At 31.9% G+C, this 20,395-nt stretch carries 16 protein-coding genes; 10 read left to right on the top strand and 6 right to left on the bottom strand.

What is annotated here, in order from left to right:
• Positions 1–212 precede the first annotated feature (212 nt).
• The 10 genes from EKL98_RS12935 to EKL98_RS12890 all read left to right on the top strand — a co-directional run bounded on the left by EKL98_RS12935 (position 213) and on the right by EKL98_RS12890 (position 13,859).
• The gene (locus tag EKL98_RS12935) at positions 213–1,097 is read left to right on the top strand and encodes a DUF488 domain-containing protein (RefSeq protein WP_126562825.1); all 885 of its coding nucleotides are present in this window, start codon (positions 213–215) and stop codon (positions 1,095–1,097) included.
• 1 nt (position 1,098) lies between these two features.
• Complete coding sequence (locus EKL98_RS12930) at positions 1,099–1,929, top strand: hypothetical protein (RefSeq protein ID WP_126562824.1); 831 nt, start codon at positions 1,099–1,101, stop codon at positions 1,927–1,929.
• A 427-nt stretch (positions 1,930–2,356) separates the two neighbouring features.
• Positions 2,357–2,674 carry a DUF6660 family protein gene (locus EKL98_RS12925; protein WP_233589433.1) on the top strand — a complete coding sequence of 106 codons (318 nt, stop codon included), beginning with the start codon at positions 2,357–2,359 and terminating at the stop codon, positions 2,672–2,674.
• Between the two features lie 146 nt (positions 2,675–2,820).
• The gene (locus EKL98_RS12920; RefSeq protein ID WP_126562823.1) at positions 2,821–7,131 is read left to right on the top strand and encodes a CusA/CzcA family heavy metal efflux RND transporter; all 4,311 of its coding nucleotides are present in this window, start codon (positions 2,821–2,823) and stop codon (positions 7,129–7,131) included.
• Between the two features lie 9 nt (positions 7,132–7,140).
• Complete coding sequence (locus tag EKL98_RS12915; RefSeq protein ID WP_126562822.1) at positions 7,141–8,394, top strand: efflux RND transporter periplasmic adaptor subunit; 1,254 nt, start codon at positions 7,141–7,143, stop codon at positions 8,392–8,394.
• Positions 8,395–8,404: 10 nt separating this feature from the next.
• Positions 8,405–9,136 (top strand): ZIP family metal transporter, encoded by a 732-nt coding sequence (locus EKL98_RS12910; protein WP_199740701.1) that lies wholly within the window; start codon positions 8,405–8,407, stop codon positions 9,134–9,136.
• Between the two features lie 320 nt (positions 9,137–9,456).
• The gene (locus tag EKL98_RS12905) at positions 9,457–10,725 is read left to right on the top strand and encodes an NRAMP family divalent metal transporter (RefSeq protein ID WP_126562821.1); all 1,269 of its coding nucleotides are present in this window, start codon (positions 9,457–9,459) and stop codon (positions 10,723–10,725) included.
• 60 nt (positions 10,726–10,785) lie between these two features.
• Complete coding sequence (locus tag EKL98_RS12900) at positions 10,786–11,466, top strand: DUF1345 domain-containing protein (RefSeq protein ID WP_126562820.1); 681 nt, start codon at positions 10,786–10,788, stop codon at positions 11,464–11,466.
• Between the two features lie 20 nt (positions 11,467–11,486).
• Positions 11,487–13,520 (top strand): heavy metal translocating P-type ATPase, encoded by a 2,034-nt coding sequence (locus tag EKL98_RS12895; RefSeq protein ID WP_126562819.1) that lies wholly within the window; start codon positions 11,487–11,489, stop codon positions 13,518–13,520.
• A 108-nt stretch (positions 13,521–13,628) separates the two neighbouring features.
• On the top strand, positions 13,629–13,859 hold the full coding sequence (locus EKL98_RS12890; RefSeq protein WP_126562818.1) for a hypothetical protein: 231 nt from the start codon (positions 13,629–13,631) through the stop codon (positions 13,857–13,859).
• 274 nt (positions 13,860–14,133) lie between these two features.
• Here the strand turns inward: EKL98_RS12890 and EKL98_RS12885 are convergent, their stop codons facing one another.
• The 6 genes from EKL98_RS12885 to EKL98_RS12865 all read right to left on the bottom strand — a co-directional run bounded on the left by EKL98_RS12885 (position 14,134) and on the right by EKL98_RS12865 (position 20,044).
• Positions 14,134–15,051 (bottom strand): hypothetical protein, encoded by a 918-nt coding sequence (locus EKL98_RS12885; protein WP_126562817.1) that lies wholly within the window; start codon positions 15,049–15,051, stop codon positions 14,134–14,136.
• A 155-nt stretch (positions 15,052–15,206) separates the two neighbouring features.
• Positions 15,207–15,398, bottom strand: coding sequence for a hypothetical protein (locus EKL98_RS12880; RefSeq protein WP_126562816.1), 192 nt, complete (start codon positions 15,396–15,398; stop codon positions 15,207–15,209).
• Positions 15,399–15,784: 386 nt separating this feature from the next.
• Complete coding sequence (locus EKL98_RS12875) at positions 15,785–16,684, bottom strand: alpha/beta hydrolase family protein (protein ID WP_126562815.1); 900 nt, start codon at positions 16,682–16,684, stop codon at positions 15,785–15,787.
• A gap of 396 nt (positions 16,685–17,080) precedes the next feature.
• Positions 17,081–18,895, bottom strand: a complete 1,815-nt coding sequence (locus tag EKL98_RS12870; RefSeq protein ID WP_091258976.1) for a DUF2326 domain-containing protein — start codon at positions 18,893–18,895, stop codon at positions 17,081–17,083.
• A complete protein-coding gene (locus EKL98_RS18595; protein WP_091258975.1) occupies positions 18,882–19,124 on the bottom strand; it encodes an ABC-three component system middle component 8 in 243 nt (80 codons plus the stop codon). The genes EKL98_RS12870 and EKL98_RS18595 overlap by 14 nt, the downstream gene beginning before the upstream one ends.
• Entirely contained in the window at positions 19,121–20,044 is a 924-nt protein-coding gene (locus EKL98_RS12865) for an ABC-three component system protein (protein ID WP_126562814.1), read from the bottom strand. The genes EKL98_RS18595 and EKL98_RS12865 overlap by 4 nt, the downstream gene beginning before the upstream one ends.
• Positions 20,045–20,395 lie beyond the last annotated feature (351 nt).

Genomic DNA, 20,395 nt, shown 5'->3' with positions numbered 1-20,395 from the left:
TAGAAGAATTCTGGAAACAGAAAAATAATTTTAAAAATGTTGCTTAACTAATACTGCGGGTTTTATTTGCATATCCAATCTGTCCCTATTCGTGCAATATTGATAGAGTCTGTCATTTCATATGGTTAGACATACATTGGTTTTAAAAAAATATACATAAAAAATTAAATATAATAAGTTAATGAAAAATTTCATTTATCTACATTTGTAAAATGTTTTATAGAAGAAAAATAATATTAGCATTAATACAAATGCTTGGTGGTGAACTTGAAAAAATTCGCATACAAAAACTCTTGTTTTTATTTAGTCAAAAGAAAATAAAATCTGAATATGATTTTATTCCTTATAAATACGGTTGTTATTCATATTCTGCAAAAGCAGATTTAGTGACAATGGTCAAAAAAGATATTTTATTAGAAAATGAAAACACTTATACCAAAAACACATCTGTTGATTTTATAAAAACATTAAAATTAGAGGATGAAAAAATTTTAGTTGAAATAGTGAAATTGTATGGAAATATGAATAATAGTGCACTTATAAAACATACGTACATTAATTATCCTTATTATGCTACAAAGAGTACAATAGCTGATAAAATATTAAATGAAGAACAATTAACTAAAGTAACTAATCAAAAAGCTTGTAGTGATGAAACTATTCTTTTTACAATAGGTTACGAAGGGGTTTCCTTGGAAAATTATCTTAATAAACTTTTAAAGAATAATGTGAAACTACTTGTTGATGTTAGAAAAAATTCTTTAAGTATGAAATTTGGATTTAGTAAGTCACTATTAAAAAAGTATTGTGAAAGTATAGGAATTGACTATATTCATATTCCAGAAGTAGGAATTAATTCAGATCAACGTCAAGAATTGAATTCTCAAAAAGATTATGATGAACTTTTTGAAAAATATAAAAAAACTACGTTACTTGAAACTAATTCTTATCAAGAAACAATAATTAATTTATTGACAAAATACAATCGGATTGCATTAACTTGTTTTGAAGCAGATGTTTGTCAATGCCATAGAAAACCTCTAGCTGAAGCTATTGCAAAATTCCCTATATTTGATTACAAAGTAAAACATTTGTAATATGGCTAAAACAAGAGTTCTGATTGCTGCAAAAACGTATCCAACTATTTCTGGTAAATATGATGAATTAGTTTGTACCGCAGGTTTTCTTGAAGACGGCTCTTGGATTAGAATTTATCCTATTCCTTTTAGAAAAAAATCATATAACGAACAATACAGTAAATATGACTGGGTTGAGATTGATTTAGTTAAAAATAAAAGTGATTTTAGACCGGAAAGTTATAGACCCTATTCTTATGATAGTGAAATAAAAATAGTAGGCAAACTTGATACTAAAAACTATTGGGCTGACAGAAAAAAATTCGCACTCAATAATGTACATACAAATTTAGCTTCTTTAATAAAGGATGCCCATAATAAGAAAATATGTACTTCTCTTGCTGTTTTCAAACCATCGAAAATAATTGACTTTATTGCTGTTGAAGTTGAACGAGAATGGGACAAGAAAAAGATAGACCAGTTAAAAGCAAATCGAGATCAAACCAATTTATTTGAACATCCAGAAGACCCTTTCGACGTCGTTCAAAAATTGCCGTACAAATTTTCATTTATTTTTGAAGATGATGAAGGTAAACAAAGTAAACTAATGATTGAAGACTGGGAAACTGGTCAATTGTATTGGAATTGTCTAGCAAAACACGAAGGAAATGAAAAAAAAGCAATTGATGATGTAAAGTATAAGTACTTTGAAGATTTTGCTAAAACTAAAGACTTACATTTTTTTTTAGGAACTTCAGCACTTCATCATTATGTATCCAATAATCCTTTTATGATTATTGGAACTTTTCACCCAAAGATTGAGAGTCAATATAGCTTGGCCTTAGATTTTTGACCAAATATTGTACTTTACACAATACATCATCGAATTATAGCCTGTTTAAACGAGGTTGTTTTTTCTATTTAGATTTTGAAATGGGTTGTATAATGACTATTGCTACAAACACTTTTTATTTATTAATAAATACATTTAAATCTGCATTAATGGTAATTTCATTATAATTTTCTTTTAGGTTGTTTATTTCTCCTTCAGAATAGATTGGATAAAATGGCTGAATCATTATAAAAACAGAACAACCCAAAACCTCAATCCAAAACTAAATCTAAAAAACCAATAACTGCTTACACTGTTATTCGTGCCATAATGATAATTCTCGTTTGCTTGATCTTGTTGTTGGGAATAGCCGCAAGGATTTGGCATTACTATAATAATCATTTCAAATAATTAATAAATTAAAAATAAAAACCTTATTTTTACAGTCTTGAAACTTACAAACACCATATTATCAATTATCTTTCTGATGCTATCCTGTATGCCTTGCGCAGACAAGGAGCAAATTGGTTCATTTGAAAAAGTTACTGTCAACAATAGTTCAAAACAACACAACGATAAAGATGCTTGTTCGCCTTTTTGTGTTTGTAACTGTTGTAGATGCCAAGGTTTCGCTTACAATACTATTTATGCTTATAATCTCTTTTCTGTTAAAACGATAATTGACAAAAAAGTACCTCAATACAAATCTATTTTAACTTCCAATTTCTACGGAAGTATTTGGCAACCGCCTCAAATTACTGCTTAATTTTTTTTGATTAATGTTTAAATGAATAACGATTAATGACTTGTGCATTAATCAGGCTATTGTTTTTCATTAATCACTTTACAGTATTTGAAATATTCAAGTGCTGTGATTTATAAATCAATATTAAACAGTAATAATTCTCAATAGTGTTAGAAAAAATCATTCATTTTAGTATCAATAATAAATTTATCATTGGTTTGATGACTTTATTTCTCATCATTTGGGGAGTTTGGAGTGCTTCCAAGTTACCCATTGATGCAGTGCCGGATATTACAAACAATCAGGTGCAAATTATTACGCTTTGCCCAACTTTGGCAGGCCAAGAAGTAGAACAATTAGTGACTTTTCCAATAGAGCAAAGTATTGCAAATCTTCCCGATTTAGAAGAAACCCGCAGCATTTCTCGCTTTGGTTTATCGGTAATCACTGTTGTTTTTGATGATGATGTAAATATTTATTTTGCGCGTCAATTAATCAGTGAACGACTAAAAGAGGCTATTAGCCAAATACCGCAAGGCATTGGAACACCCGAATTGGGTCCCGTAAGTACAGGACTTGGCGAAGTGTATCAATATATTTTGCATCCGAAAAAAGGAAGCGAAAAAAAATATTCCGCAATGGATTTGCGTTCGATGCAAGATTGGATAGTAGCAAGACAACTTAACGGAACTCCAGGAATAGCCGAAATAAATAGCTTTGGAGGGAAACTAAAACAATATGAAGTTGGCGTAAACCCAAATCGCTTAAAAGCAATGGGTGTAACTATTCCGGATATTTTCAACGCTTTAGAAAAAAACAATCAAAACACAGGTGGTGCATATATCGACAAAAAACCAAGTGCCTATTTTATTCGTGGTGTTGGGTTAGTGACTTCCTTGGAAGATGTAAAAAACATTGTAGTAAAAAGCAATCCAAATAGTGTACCTATTTTTATAAAAGATGTTGCCGAAGTACAATTTGGCAGTGCCGTTCGCTACGGCGCGATGACCTATAACGGAAAGGTAGATGCAGTTGGCGGTATTGTAATGATGCTTAAAGGGGCAAACAGTAATGAAGTGGTAAAGAGGGTTAAAGAAAAAATGATTATTATACAAAAATCATTACCCGATGATGTAATCGTTGAACCATTTATTGATAGAAGTACATTTGTGAACCGTGCTATTTCTACTGTCCAAAAAAACCTAATCGAAGGAGCGCTAATAGTAATTTTTGTATTGGTGTTATTTCTCGGAAATCTTCGTGCTGGACTTATTGTTGCTTCTGCAATACCACTTTCAATGCTTTTTGCGTTGGGATTGATGAAAATTTTTGGAGTAAGTGCAAACCTAATGAGTTTGGGTGCAATAGATTTCGGTTTAATTGTAGATGGTGCCGTAATTATTGTGGAAGCTTCCCTATATTTCTTGGAGCATAACAAAAGTAAAGTAAGACTTACCCAGCCTCAAATGGATCACGCTGTGGAATATAGTGCTAAGAAAATGATGAGTAGTGCCGCCTTTGGGCAAATCATTATTATGATAGTGTATTTTCCAATTTTATCTTTAGTGGGAATTGAAGGAAAAATGTTTGGTCCAATGGCAAAAACAGTTTCGTTCGCAATCATAGGTGCAATGATACTTTCATTAACCTATATTCCGATGATGAGTGCTTTGTTTTTGCCTAAGCTTATCAGTCATAAAAAAACATTCTCTGATAAAATGATGGATTTCTTATACAAAAAATACGAACCCCTTTTAGTAAAAGTGATTGAAATAAAATACAAAGTCGTTGGTATTACGATCGCATTATTATTAGTTACGTTTTTTATATTTAGCAAAATGGGTGGTGAGTTTATTCCAAATCTAGCAGAGGGAGACTATGCGTTTGAATTTAAAATGCCGCTCGAAACTTCATTAACTCAAAGTATCGAAACTTCAATGCAAGCCTCAAGAATTGCCAAGCAATTTGAAGAAGTAAAAATTGTAGTGGGAAAAACGGGTTCTGGAGAAGTGCCTACTGACCCGATGCCTCCAGGAGCAACTGATTTAATGATTATTCTAAAACCGCAAGACGAATGGAAATCTGGTAGATCCTATGATGAATTGGGTGATGTTATAGAAGAAAAATTAAACGTAATTCCTGGTGTTTTTATCGAAAAAAGCCAGCCCATTCAAATGCGTTTCAATGAACTAATGACAGGCATTAAACAAGATGTTGCCATAAAAATATTTGGCGAAAACTTAGATAGCCTTTCTGTATACGCCAAAAAAGTGGAAAATGTGATTGTAAATGTAAAAGGAGTTTCATCACCACAGGTGGAACAAGTCGATGGTTTGCCGCAAATTAATATCGAATACGACCGTTTACGTATTGCAAATTATGGATTAAATGTTGAGGATATTAACAATATTGTAAGTACTGCTTTTGCAGGAAAAGCAGCAGGTGTAGTTTACGAAAACGAACGAAAATTTGATTTGGTGGTGCGTTTAGACAGTACATCAAGACGAAGTATCGACGATGTAAATAATCTATTGATCCCAACACCTACAGGTAATCAAATACCATTGTCACAAGTGGCAAAAATAGATTTCAAACTCGGTCCAGCGCAAATAAGTCGTGAATCAGGAAAACGTAGAATTGTCATTGGTTTTAATATCCAAGATAGAGATGTACAAAGTGTGGTTAAAGAAATTCAAGAAAAGTTGGCTGCGAAAATAAAGTTACCGTCGGGTTATTATTTTACGTATGGTGGAACTTTTGAAAATTTACAAAAAGCCTCCAATAGATTGATGATTGCTGTACCAATATCGTTGCTTCTTATTTTTATGCTTTTGTATTTTACATTCAATTCTATGAAACAAGCCAGTTTAATATTTTCCGCTATTCCAATGAGTGCTATCGGTGGCGTATTTGCGCTGCTAATTCGTGGAATGCCTTTTAGTATTTCGGCCGGAATTGGTTTTATTGCATTATTTGGTGTAGCAGTTTTAAACGGAATTGTATTAGTGGGCACATTCAACCAACTCGAAAAGGAAGGTTGGGATGATGTCATAAAACGAGTAATTGAAGGGACAAAAATTAGACTACGCCCAGTATTAATGACGGCTACCGTTGCCTCTTTAGGCTTTTTACCAATGGCATTGTCACACAGTGCGGGTGCCGAAGTTCAAAAACCATTGGCAACTGTTGTTATTGGCGGATTGCTTACAGCTACATTCTTAACCCTATTTGTATTGCCTTTGCTTTACATCATATTCAACACAAAAATTAAATTGAAAAGAAAATCAATTACTACGGTTCTTATTATTGGACTATTATTTTTATCCAATATTGGTCAGGCGCAATCCCGAAAAACCATTGATGAAGTATTGAATTTGGGTTTAAAAGACAACTTGCAATACAACATCAATCAATCTCAAATCTCAAAAAATCAGCTTCTGATAAAAGGAAACAAAGAATTTCCCAAAACGGGCATTTTTGTGGAAAATGAAGATTTGCGACCTTCGGATAAAACGGGTATTTGGAAAATAGGTTTACAACAAAGTTTCTATATGCCACAGGTAAATCAAGCCAAGAAAAATTACTATCGGGAGCAAACTAAATACTACGAATTCAACGAAGAAGTAATCAATACGGAACTGAAAAAAAATATTCGTTCGGTATATTATAAATTATGGTATTTACAAGATAAAATGGCTTTGTATCAGCGATTAGACAGTATTTATATTGGATTGCTAAAAACTACAATTGTAAAAGTAAAAACGGGTGAAAGTGCAGGTATCGAAAAAATTTCGGCAAACGTAAAGTTGAAAGAAATTGAAACTAACATTATTCAGCTTCAAAAAGAAATGCTAATGCAACAACAGGCATTAATGCAATTAATGAATAGTTCAGAAGCTATTTTGCCCCTTTCTAAATCGTTGGAAAAGTTAGAATATGGTTTACAAAATACAACAGTAAACCATCCGAATCTTATTTTATTAGAGCAAAATGTAGCTATAGCCAATAGTGAAATTGCAATACAAAAAAGTAATCGCTTACCCGAATTTTCTGGTAGGGTGTTTTCACAAAAATTGTACGGTGTTGAGGATCCTTTTAGTGGTTTTTCATTTTCAACTTCATTTCCAATATTTGGAAGCGGTGCCAATAGAAACAAAATAAAAGCAGCCAAAACTGAAAAAGAAGTACAAGAACAACAATTGCAATACCAAACACAAATACTGAAATCTTCTTTGACGCAACGTCAAACAGAGGTCGAAAAAAGTGTTTCGGGTTTACAATTTTACGAAACTTCAGGCTTGCAACAAGCCGAAGAAATTATAAAAGCCGCTAATCAATCCTATCGAGCAGGAGAAATAAGTTATGCCGATTTTTCATTGTATTTAAGCCAAGCCATCGAAATACGAAAAAATTATTTAGAAAACCTAAATGCGTACAACCAAGCGATTATTGAATACAATTATTTCACAAACAAATAAATTAAAAAAATGAAATCTTTAAAAATAAAATATAAAAATTGCCTTTTGCTTTTTGCCTCTTGCTTACTTCTACTTTCTTGTGGTGATAAAGAAATTACACCCCAGAAAGAGGAACAAAAAGCAACAACAGAAGAAGCTGCTCCTACAATCGCTTCACTCACAACCGACCAAATAAAAACAGTAGACATACAATTCGGAACCATTGAACAAAAGCAATTAACGGCAACACTCAGAGCCAACGGTGCGTTGCGAGTGCCTAATAATAACAAAGCAAATGCAACATCTCTTTATGGTGGCGTAGTCAAAAGCATTAATGTACAATTGGGAGATTTTGTAAAAAAAGGACAAGTAATTGCTATTATTGCCAATCCGCAGTTCATACAGTTACAAGAAGAATATTTGAGTACTGCCAGTAAAATTACCTTTGCGGAACAAGAAGTGACTAGACAAAAAGAACTTAATGAGGGTAACGCAGGCGCATTAAAAAATTATCAAAATGCCAATGCGGAACTAAAATCAATGCGAACTCGCAGAGCCTCTTTACAGCAACAAATTCAGATGATGGGCATTAATCCAAATAGTTTAAACAACGGCAATTTACGTTCAGCATTGTCGATTACAAGCCCTATAAGTGGCACTATAAGCAATGTATTTGCGAAAATTGGAAGTTATGTTGATGTCTCTTCACCGGTAGCCGAAATTGTAGATAACTCACAATTGCATTTAGATCTGAATATATTTGAAAAAGATTTACCAATGCTCAAAGTCGGACAAATTATTCATTTTAGAATAACTAATAATTCAGGCGAAGATTATAATGCAAAAGTATATTCAATAGGTGCAGCCTTTGAGAATGACAGTAAAAGTATTCCAGTTCACGCCACAGTTCAAGGCAATAAATCTGGGTTGATTGACGGAATGAATATAACAGCAATTGTAAGTTTAAATGACATTACTACAAATGCAGTCCCGAACGATGCTATTGTGAGTGCAGATAGCAAAGACTATATTTTTGTTGTCACCGATAAACAAGCCAAAGAAGAAAAACCCGAAGAAGTCGAAGCGGAGAAAGAGCCTGAAGCAAAAGGTAAAGAACAAGAATCAAAAAACACCAATTTCGAAAAAATTGAAGTGCTAAAAGGCGTTTCTAATATGGGCTATACAGCAATCACGTTAGTAAAAGAAATTCCAATCAATGCAAAAATTGTAACCAAAGGAGCCTTCTTTGTAAATGCAAAACTGACCAATAAAGGGGAAGAGTAATAAAAGTAATATGACTGCAATTTCAGATGTTTATTTGTATGCCTTAATACCTGTAATTTCTATCCTTTTGGGTGGAGTTACAGGATTATTTACAACACCAAGCGGTGCTTTCAAAAGTTCCGTTCTGCATTTTGCAGGAGGTGTAGTTTTTTCGGTAGTAGCAGTAGAGCTATTACCAGACATAATTAAAAATCACAGACCTATTGAGGTTGGTATTGGGTTTAGTTCAGGTATCATTATAATGCTCTTGGTAAAATTCTTGGCCGAAAAGGTTGAAGAAAAATCAGAAGCTAATAAAATTAAAAATGCTTTACCGATGGGTTTATTAATTGCGTTGGGTATAGACTTAGTGATTGATGGTTTACTTCTGGGTGTAGGTTTTGCAGCAGGAAATACTGAAGGTATTTTGCTTTCGGTCGCCTTGGCATTAGAAACATTTTCGTTGGGACTAGCAGTAGTATTAGCTTGTGTAGGTTTGAATTTATCCAAACAAAAAAATATGCTGATACTACTTGTTTTGGGGATATTGTTTTTTATAGGAGCGATCTTAGGTATCACATTATTAAAAGGGCTTTCGCAAGAATGGTTAGAATTGGTTTTATCTTTTGGATTAGCTGCGTTATTATTTTTAGTAACCGAAGAATTATTAATTGAAGCCCATGAAGAAAAACAAACCTTATTACAAACAAGTATGTTTTTTGTTGGTTTTTTGATATTCCTTTTGATAGGAATGGTAGCATAATATATTAGTGGTGGATCAATTTTTTGCATCCATAACATTTTAACTATATTAACTCAAAATAAATTTCATGAGTTCTGATGTTAACGTAGGCAAAATAAATTTTTTTAAATGACTTTTAAAAAACTTCAGTATGAAAACCGTTTATTACATCACCATGTTATTGCTCTTTTTATGTATTATAAGCAATATATATTTTCTGTTTCATTTAGAATTATACAAATCAACATACGGAATAGTACTGAAAATTTTCACTTTCATTTTTCTAATTACATACTTAATAATTGCAATTATTAAAAAACGAACTTTAACAAAAAAATTACATGACTACTACCAATTTTTTTTTAGTAAAAATTAAAAAGGCACTTCGTGTTTTAGGGCCGGGATTAGTTACAGGTGCAAGTGATGATGACCCTTCGGGCATTGCCACGTACAGTCAGGCAGGTGCAGGTTTCGGTTATGCAACGCTGTGGACTTCATTACTAACATTTCCTCTGATGGCAGCCATTCAGGGGATGTGCGCGCGGATTGGAATTGTGACACAAGCAGGCTTAACGGTAACCTTAAAAAATCATTACCCAAAAGCTGTTTTATACACTATGCTTTTATTTAGTTTTCCTGCGATTACATTTAATATCGGGGCAGATATACAAGGCATGGGAGCAGTTGCACACATGCTTGTTCCATCTATTCCTGTTTCGGTATTTAGTATTACTATCACTGGCATTTTAATTTTTATCATCATTAAATATCCCTATCAAAAATTAGCATTAATATTAAGGTGGCTTTGTCTTTCGCTATTGCTTTATTTTATCGTTCCCTTTATGGTAAATCAAAATTGGGCGGCTGTTTTAAAAAACACTTTCCTTCCTTCAATTCAATTTAATAAAGAATTTATTTCCATTTTAGTTGCCATTCTAGGTACCACTATTTCGCCTTATCTTTTCTTTTGGCAAGCTACTATGGAAGCCGAAGACATGGCGCATAAAAAAAGAAAAGTTGTTGTCAACAAACGAATACTCGACAATATGAAAACAGATGTAAATTTCGGAATGTTATTTTCAAATCTCGTTATGTTCTTTATCATTCTCACAACAGGAACGGTGCTTTTTAATGGTGGAATAAAACAAATTGATACTGTTGAACAAGCCGCAAAAGCTCTAGAACCTTTGGCTGGAAAACTTACCTATTTAATTTTTGCAATAGGAGTTTTAGGCACAGGTATGATTGCAATACCAGTTTTGGCAGGTTCACAATCATACATGTTAGCGGAAACATTTGGGTGGAAAGAAGGACTTGATAAAAAATTCAATGAAGCAAAAGGATTTTATATCACCATTATTATTTCACTACTCATCGGATTATCGTTAGACGGGATAGGTATTAGCCCTATACAAGCCCTTATTTACACCGCTATTTTATATGGTTTAACCTCTCCCATTTTAATTGTTATCATTTTACATATTGGCAATAACAAAAAGATAATGGGAGAATTTACCAACAGCAAACTCTCAAATATTTTAGGCATTATCACTTTTCTGTTAATGGCATTTGCAGCGATAGCACTAATATATTTTCAATTCAAAAAATAATAAAAACAATTACTAACTGCCCGAAAATTTTTCTTCATTTTTTTGCAATAGACTAATATTATGGAAAATAAACTAAAACATCATTGGATCGAAAAAATCTCTGGAATCAATAGGTTAATAATTTCTTTATTATTTTCTTTAATAACATATAGTATTTTATTTGCTTTTAATATTGACAACAATAGTAAAATTATATTAAGTTGGGATGCTTTTTGTGTAACTGGTTTATTTTTTAGTTGGGTACTTTTTTTTTCAACGAAAGAAAATGAATTATGTCATATCGTTGCTAAACAAGATGAAAATCTCAAAACTATTTTTAGTATTGTGATTATTGCTATTGTATTAAGCCTTTTTGGTACATTAGCACTTGTCAATGAAAAAAAAGACATAATTGAAAATAGATTGTTTCATTCCATTGTTTCCTTATCACCAGTAGTCTTTTCTTGGTTACTTTTACATACCACTTTTACAATCCGTTATGCACATTTATATCACGATCATAACGAACTAAATACAGGTTCAAACATTGGCGGAATAAAATTTCCAGGCAAAACTAAACCCGATTATTTAGACTTCGCCTATTTTTCATTTGTAATAGGAATGACATTCCAAGTATCTGATGTTGTTATAACTTCAAAAACTATAAGAAGATTTGCTTTAATGCATAGTTTAATATCGTTTGCATATAACACAATTATAGTGGCACTTACAATAAGTACAATTTCTAATTTAAAACAATAACATATTTAAATCAAATTTATATGATAAATACAGACACAAAACACCAACACAAATACGATGCAAACGGCAAACAGCTTTGTTGCACACTGGAAGAAAAAATAAACAACAAAACCGACAAACAAACAGGATGTTGTACCGTTGACTATAAATCCGAACATTCTGATGATGACGGACACGACCACTCGGGCGGAGACCAAACTACATTTCAAATGTTCTTACCCTCAATTATTTCATTCATTTTACTCCTTGTGGCCATTAGTTTTGACAACTACTTTACGCAAACTTGGTTCACAGGTTGGGTACGAATAGTGTGGTACATTATCGCTTACATTCCAGTAGGTTTTCCTGTACTCAAAGAAGCATTTGAAAGCATACGTAAAGGCGAAATATTTTCAGAATTTCTATTAATGTGCATAGCTACAATTGGAGCATTTGTTATTGGCGTATATCCTGAAGGTGTTGCCGTAATGTTGTTTTATTCCATCGGTGAAATATTCCAAACATTGGCTGTCCAAAGAGCAAAAACAAACATCAAACTATTATTAGACCAAAGACCTGATGAAGCAACAGTAATGAATGGAGAAAATGCGACTGTAAAAAAAGCATCTGAAATAACCATTGGAGAAATTATTCAATTAAAACCAGGAGAAAAACTAGCATTAGATGGAAAGTTACTTTCTGATACGGCCTCCTTCAACACCGCAGCCCTAACAGGAGAAAGTAAACCAGATACCAAACAAAAAGGCGAAACCGTTCTTGCCGGAATGATAAATCTGAATACAGTTGTTTTAGTGGAAGTAACAACTGCCTATACGGATAGTAAACTATCAAAAATTCTCGAAATGGTACAGGAAGCAACCTCTAAAAAAGCACCAACCGAATTATTTATCAGAAAATTTGCCAAAATATACACACCAATTGTAGTGTTACTTGCGGTTGCCATTTCTGCACTTCCAATGTTTTTCGTTGATAATTATATATTCAGAGATTGGTTATACAGAGCATTAGTATTCTTAGTTATTTCTTGTCCTTGTGCATTGGTGATTTCAATTCCTTTGGGATATTTCGGTGGCATTGGTGCAGCAAGTAAAAATGGGATTTTGTTTAAAGGGTCCAATTTTCTGGATCTAATGGCATCCATCGTAGTAGTGGTTATGGACAAAACTGGAACGCTGACCAAAGGGGTTTTCAAAGTACAAAAAGTAGTTGCTGTGGATATTCCCGAAGCCGATTTAATAAAATATACAGCCGCCCTCGAAACCAAATCTACCCATCCTGTTGGAACGGCTATTATTGAATATGCAAAAGGGTCAGAAAAAAATGTGAGCGTCACTGATGTCGAAGAAATTGCAGGTCACGGACTAAAAGGGAAAGTGGACGAAAATGAAATCTTGGCAGGAAATGTAAAGCTGATGAAAAAATTCAACATCAGTTATGATGCCGACATCGACAATACGCCATTTACAATTATCGTTATTGCCATTAATCAAAAGTATGCAGGATATTTTCTCATAGCTGATGAAATCAAAGAAGATGCAAATGAAGCCATTAAAAGTTTACACAGTATAAACGTCAAAACCGTAATGCTTTCAGGCGATAAACAAGCCGTGGTAGATGCAATAGCAAAAGAATTGAATATTGATCTGGCTTATGGGGATTTATTGCCAGAAAACAAAGTGGAAAAAGTAGAAGAATTGAAAAAGCAAAACCTAAAAATTGCCTTTGTTGGTGATGGTGTAAATGATGCACCTGTTGTTGCCCTTGCGGATGCAGGAATAGCAATGGGCGGTTTAGGAAGTGATGCCACCATAGAAACTGCCGACATCGTCATTCAAAACGACCAGCCCCTAAAAATCTTCACCGCCATAAACATCGGTAAAAAGACCAAGCAAATTGTTTATCAGAACATAGCCTTGGCATTTGCAGTAAAAGCCATTGTTTTAGTTCTTGGCGCAGGAGGTTTAGCTACTATGTGGGAAGCCGTTTTCGCTGATGTTGGAGTGGCCTTACTGGCGATTTTAAACGCTGTCAGAATTCAGAGAATGAAGTTTTAAAGTTAGTTATAGGTTCGGTGAAATAGCTGTATTCTTAGTTTTTCGTAGTAAGTTCGATCAAATAATGAACCAAGCGAATAGTATCAAAATATGGAAATAATTTAAGATATGGATACAACAACAATATTATTTTTTCTGCTTGTCTTTGTAAGCGAAATAATCGGGACGATTAGTGGTTTCGGTTCTTCCGTATTTTTTGTTCCGTTAGCAGGAATGGTATTTGATTTTAAAAGTACCCTAGCACTTACAGGCACACTGCATATTTTCAGCACATCAGCACAGGTGTGTATGTTCCGAAAAAAAAATCAATTGGGCGTTGATACCAAACATACAAAATAGTTTTAATTAAGTATTATGGTTTACCATATTATAACAAAAAATATTAAGCAAAAAAAATACCACACAGCATCTTTTCCTATACAACCCTATCTTAAGCACAAATCCAAAAAGCTGGCGTTTGATTCGCGGCAATACTAAACTCCGCTTTCAAATTATAAGAAACTAGCATAAAATTTAGGAAACAACTACAGGATTTATTTTTCTGTTTAAAACCTCGCTTAAAATGACTTAAACGAGGTTGTTTTTTAAGATTGTACTTGTTAGCATTTTGTTCTTATTTCATTTGATAGTAAATATCACCTGTTTGAGAGGCGTGTCTTCGCTTTATCAATATCATATCATTCAATCGAACTCTACCTTCCAAAACCTGCATTAAGTCCATTCCGTCCATTAAAATCATTGATTTTAGAACAGAACTACCAGTTTCAGTACATTCTGAAGAGTAAGGACCAAGTGAAACAAATAAACCTAAAGTGTTTTTTAATTTCCCTTGAATTTTTCCACCAAAAGTATACAAGTCGGCTGCAATTATTGATTTTTCTTGCCATTTCGCCTCTAAAAGATAATCGGTATTGTCAAAGGTAAAAGCTCCATCAATTTGTTCTCCAATAACTTTAAAAGCTGATTTGGGATCTAAATCAAAAAAGTTGAACAGTTTATTCAGAAACTTTTCAAACTGAAAACCTTTCTGTTGGGAATTAGTATTCGAAGCAATTTCATAAAACTCCATTTTTAGTTCATCTAGTTTCTGTTGATACGCAATACTGTCTTTCAACTTTTCTTTAGTGGTTTCTCTTCTTTCTTCAGCTTTTTTTAATTCTTCAATTGTATCAAAATGTCCTTTGGCTTGCTGTCTCAACTTACCTACTGCAACTTCTGCTTTTTTGATTAAACCCCTGTTCTCTTTTTCCCAATACTCTAAATGAGAAAAGTCATTAATATTACCAACTTCTTGGACTAACTTTAAGAGGTCGGTTTGATAGAAATCTTGACGTTTTACCATTCGGTCAATTAACTGAGATACGCTTTCATACTTTACATTATCAGCCCAGTCAATCGTTGAAACAATGGCTGCATTCTCAATAGTTAATTCAATAAATTGCCTCAAATCTTTTTTTCGATAATATATTGCAACTAAAGCATCCTTTAAGGCTAAAATTGAATTTGCAGACATCTTTTTATTAATGCTCATGTTTTGTTGTTTAGAATAAACTAATGTTCTCGCACTTTGCGATGTTTGGGATTTTGCAGCAGAGTATTTTTGTTAAACTAAAATACGATTAAAAACAGTAATTCCACTAAATTTGCAAATGGCCTGAGATGTGTTGGCAGAAGTTGTAATTGAAGTTATTTTAGCCAGCTTACCATTCCGGATATGTAATTGGACATCCAGAGGAAAAAGCCTACTTCTAAACGAGCCTCAGTAAAATTGAGTTCGAAAACATGTCTATCAGCTTTCCTTTGCATCTGATTGATATAATTTAGAAAGTATTTATACTTTTCTTCAGATTCAAAATCGGCATGTGTAAGTGCTTCCATCTGTTTGTATCAAATCAAAATAGGTATTTCTATTAACTGTATGATTTCTGTTATGCTGTTCCATTGACTTCTGTGCGAACGACTCAAGACCAGCGATCAAATTTAGTCTAATATTCATCTTGTTTTTTTTTAGGATTAACCTTTCAATATCAACAAAAGTATAATGTTTTAAACAAGAATATGCAATTAGTTATAAACATTTTAAAGATCAAACCTCCAAGCAATTACCACCAACTTCAGTTCGTCTAGAAACCTCCAAACGACCTTTATTTTATTAATTAGGAAGCAAATATACAGGATTTAAACTGCCTCTAGTTTCCGTTCAACACAGGCTTCATTGTTGGCTTTTCAAGCCCAACGAAACCCTTGCTGTTGTAGGCAGTGCTTTATTTTGATACTTTAGACTTCTTAATATTCAAAGCTTTCTGTTTTATCCATTGAATTGAAATATCAACAGTTTCTGTAATATCGCCGGAAGAAGTATTGTGACCTAATGTTGAAAACAAAGTATATTCGAAAGGTTTACCTTGAGCTTTCAATGTATTTAATTGCTCCATGCACAACTTTACTGGAATCTGTATATCTTTCTCACCAAAAAGCCAAAGTCCCGGAATTGAAAGAGTATTCAGAGAAATTTTTGGGTCAGTCGCAACGAATTGATACCTGTCTGGGTCATTTTTAGTATGTTCACGAGCATCTGATTCTGTATGATTTTCCCAAAAATTATTGTTGCCGTTAGTATAAAACTGAAATCGAAGTTGTTCTAGAGTTGTAATTGTAGGGCAACTAAATAAAACCATAAATTCTATTTGTGGATTTTTGCTTGCAGCAATTGGGATTATCCATCCTGCTTGACTGAAGCCAACTAATCCAATTGGTGTTTTTTTATCCTTCAAATAGGTTCGAAATGTATTTACTGCTGCACTTGCATCATGAGATAATAAATTAAGATTAGTAGTGTCAATATTATTAGTACCAACAGATGGCCCTACATATACACCGCCTGATTCTCCAACTCCACGTTTATCATATGTCAATACGGCAATACCTTCTTTCGCAAGACGTTTAGCGAAGTCCATATCTCTTTTTACAGGATCGGACCCGTGAACAATTACAACTGCTGCAATTGTTTTTTTAGGCGTTAAAATTGAGCCTGCAAGAGTGACACCCTGACTTTCAAATTTTACATCTTGAATGATAAAGTCGGCCGATTGACAAAATACAATTTCTGGTAAAGTTATTAATAATAACCAAAGAAATAAGTTAGAAAAAAAGCTAATGTTCATTTTGGTTTAATTTAAAAAAATGTTTTGAATGGTCTGCGTTAGCATTGCCTACAAAGTTAATTCGTCTAAAAACCTCTAAACGAATTTTATTTTATTAATTTGAAAGTAAATATATGGGATTTAAAATACAATTAAAAAACTTTTTAAAACTACCTCCGGTTCCGTTCAACACACCTTTTAAATTAATCGACTTATTTACTTAAAAAACAATTATAGGTTTTGTGTTAAAGGAGTCGTATTCCCCACTTGAGAGGGGTTAGGGGTGTGTTTTTTGTTTTAAAGAAAAATATTCCATTTTGTTGATGCTAGTGTAAAGTTGTCACAGCCGTTAAAAAAAATCGCCAAGTTAGAGTTCATTAGATTCAGCGTTGGTATTTATATAAGTAACTCGATAAATTAAAATTCAAAACCAAACAAAGTACCTGTTTCATCACGATCATTTAGTTCCAAAACGACATTATCTTTCTTAAAATAGACAAACTCATCACTTACATCTGTTGGTAAATCAGATTTAATTACAGATAATATATATTGAATATCATTATTCTTTGTTACATTGTCTACTAAATCTAATAATCTTAATTTGATTCCATTATCTTGCTGTGATAGTACATCATCATGGTACACAAAACGAAAATAAGATTCTTTGCTATAAGCAACTAAAACAGCAAGATCAAATACTACACATAATATCTTTCTATATGTCCTTCCTTCGTCCTTAGCGGTATCTTTTGATAAATGATCTTTTGTTTTTATTATAGGTGGCTTGAAATCCACATTGTTATTAGCATTGATAGACCATGATATATATGTATCCTCATTCATTATTGCTAAGAAAAATTTCGAAAACAAATCACGGATTTGTTTATATTTTTCGTTTCTTTCAGTATTATTGCTAAAATTTCTAATCAACTTTATAGTACCTTCAATTTCATTTTTAAGCACTTCTTTTGAATCATCTTTATGGATAATCATATCAATAATTTTCAAACGCTCTTGTAATTGAATAAGGTCAGATTCTAACCTAGCTAGATCTTTTTGATATTCCTTTAACTTTCTAAATGTATTTGTATCTTTTAAAAAACTTAATAGATTTTCTTTTTTGTTATTAAGCTCCTGTAACTCCAAATTAATCTTTTCTAATTCTTCATTTTTACTTTTTAATGTTTTTTTAAGTAATCTATTTCTATCTTTTGTAAGTTCTTCGTTAAAACTAATAAGTTCTTCGTAGTCTTTTTTTAAACTATCTGCAAAATAAATTTTCGATTCTAAAAATACTTTTTCAACTTTAGCTAGATCAAAAGCAAAATTATTTTTAATTGATGTCTGAAGCTTATTAATATCAAAACTCAAATTATAAGACAATGTATTAAGTTTTGATATTTTATTTTCTATTTCATCTATTCCAACTTCAATTAAACTCTGATCTTCTTCATAAAAATTTAATTGATCAATCCTCTGTTCAGCTTCCTCAGTTTTATTTTTTTGAAGACTAATTTGGGCTACTATTTCATCTCGATCTGTTTCATTAACTGAAAAATCTTTTTTTAATTGCTTTATTTCAGTTTCTATTTTTTCTTGTTGGGTGTCATTCTGATATTTCTTTCGCAATACTTCTCCATCAAATCCTAATAAGTCAAACATAAAAGGTTTCCAATCAACATCTTTACCGCCTTTAAATTTAGACAATCGATATACATCTTCGTAATCTGGTTGCATACGAATGCAATAATTTATTGCTTTTCTATAATCATAGGTTTTATTCTTAAAAAAATCAAATCTTATAATTTCTGACAATTGCTTTTTAGCAGCATCATTTCCTAAATCTTCAAACTGCCATACAGATGGCGGTATATATGCTTCGACTTTTTGATTATTAATGCTAAATGATGCTTTCGAATGATTTTCTATTGATCTTTTTATTGTTAGAAATCGACCATCATTTAAATATAATTCCAAGTAAAATATATGATTAATAAAAATAGAATTTCCCTTTTCGTCTTTAATCTTTAGCAAAAAATGATTTTTGTCTATTTGCTTTATTAATAAATAATCTATCAACTCAGCTAATTTGGTTTTTCCCAAATCATGTGAATTTTTTTTCTCTTTTAAGTCTGTTAATACATCTGCATAGATAACATTTAACCCTTTTAGATTAAACGTTATATTCTTAAATCGACTATCATTACTATAAAGTTTACTTAATTTCATTTGCTTTAAAAGAATCGGTTTCTTGTTCGTAGTTTAATTTACCTAATAAATATAAAAAATTTAAGGCATATGGAAAATTAACTTTAGCTTGATCCCCCAATATAATTATAATTTTATTTAACAGATTATCGTATTTGATAGCATAGAAAGCATTTAGCTCAGTTAATATAATTGTACTAATATTCAAAATAGAATATTTGGGGTTTGTGTGTCTGTCAGGTTTAATCATTTAACTCCTATTAAACATTCATAATACATATAATGCAATAAAGTAAAAATATGTCTCTTTCCTTTTATCTTATTTCCATCAGAAATTTGCTTGAATATAAAAATAAATATTTCTTCAAACGTTGCAAAGTTAGCTCTTTTTACTTGAATTAGGTTTCTTAATTCAGATGCAGTATCAAAATACTGCTCCTTATATTCCTCATTTCTTGGATCACCAAGAAATGATTCTATTTTTTCAAAATCTTGCAATGAGTGATTTAAGATTTCATTTTCATAATAGTCTTTACCTAATTCATTTTTCTTGTTTTTTTCTTCTATTTTTATTCTATCAAAATCAAATTGTATTCTATTTACTTCCGTTTCCAAACTTGATTTTATTTTTGGAAATTCACTATGAAACTCTAAAATAATATCTTTGATTTCTTCTTCAGAAAAATCGAAAGGAATATGATGCAAATCTAATTGAAACTCTCTTATAATTTGTTTATTAGGATTTATATATAAATCATTCAGTGTTTCTTTACCTACAATTACTACATTTTCAAGACCTGTTTCATCATTAATTTTTCTTACTAAACGTTCTCCTAGGATCCCTGAATACTTTCTATTAGTAAAAATCATATAGCAATCAATATCACCTTCTATTTTTAAGGTTTTTACTTTCTCTATTTCCATTTCAATAGTTTTTTTAAAATCCGAATCAGAGCAAGAAGCTATTGGATTGGCAGTATGTTTAGCTTGTATTATAAATTTTCCTTTCCAAGAATCTATTTCAGAAGGATATTTACTAGCTGTTCCGGTAAATTTTCCATCTCTACCTCCATCTTTTCCCGCAGAAAATGATATCATACCTATTCCCAAAATATCTTGACAAACTCTGTTAACTAAATTCTCAAATTGAGATTCATTTAATAACTCCAACCTATAATCCATGTTCAAATAAATAAGTGATAATAAAAATCAAATATAACACTCAAGTATTATATTTGGTTAAAAAACAATTCAACCTAGTAAAATTTAATTTCCTATCCTTTGGAAATCCAACTTTAAAAGTAAGGATAATATATTACTTTTTTAAAACATCTATAAATATATTATTACAAATAATCAAAAGGACTTTTTTCAGTTACATACTTTTAGTAGTTATATGAATATAAATCACAGTTGTTTGCTCCCATAATGTACCGCCCTGACTCATATCGAGTACAAACTGATATTAAAAAAAAGCGTTTTTCAATGAGAAAATTTTAACAAATTATCAATTCCTCCGTT

It is taken from the genome of Flavobacterium bomense, from assembly GCF_003970355.1.
The sequence above is the reverse complement of the archived record's forward strand: the minus strand, read 5'-3'. Positions and strand labels throughout refer to the sequence as shown.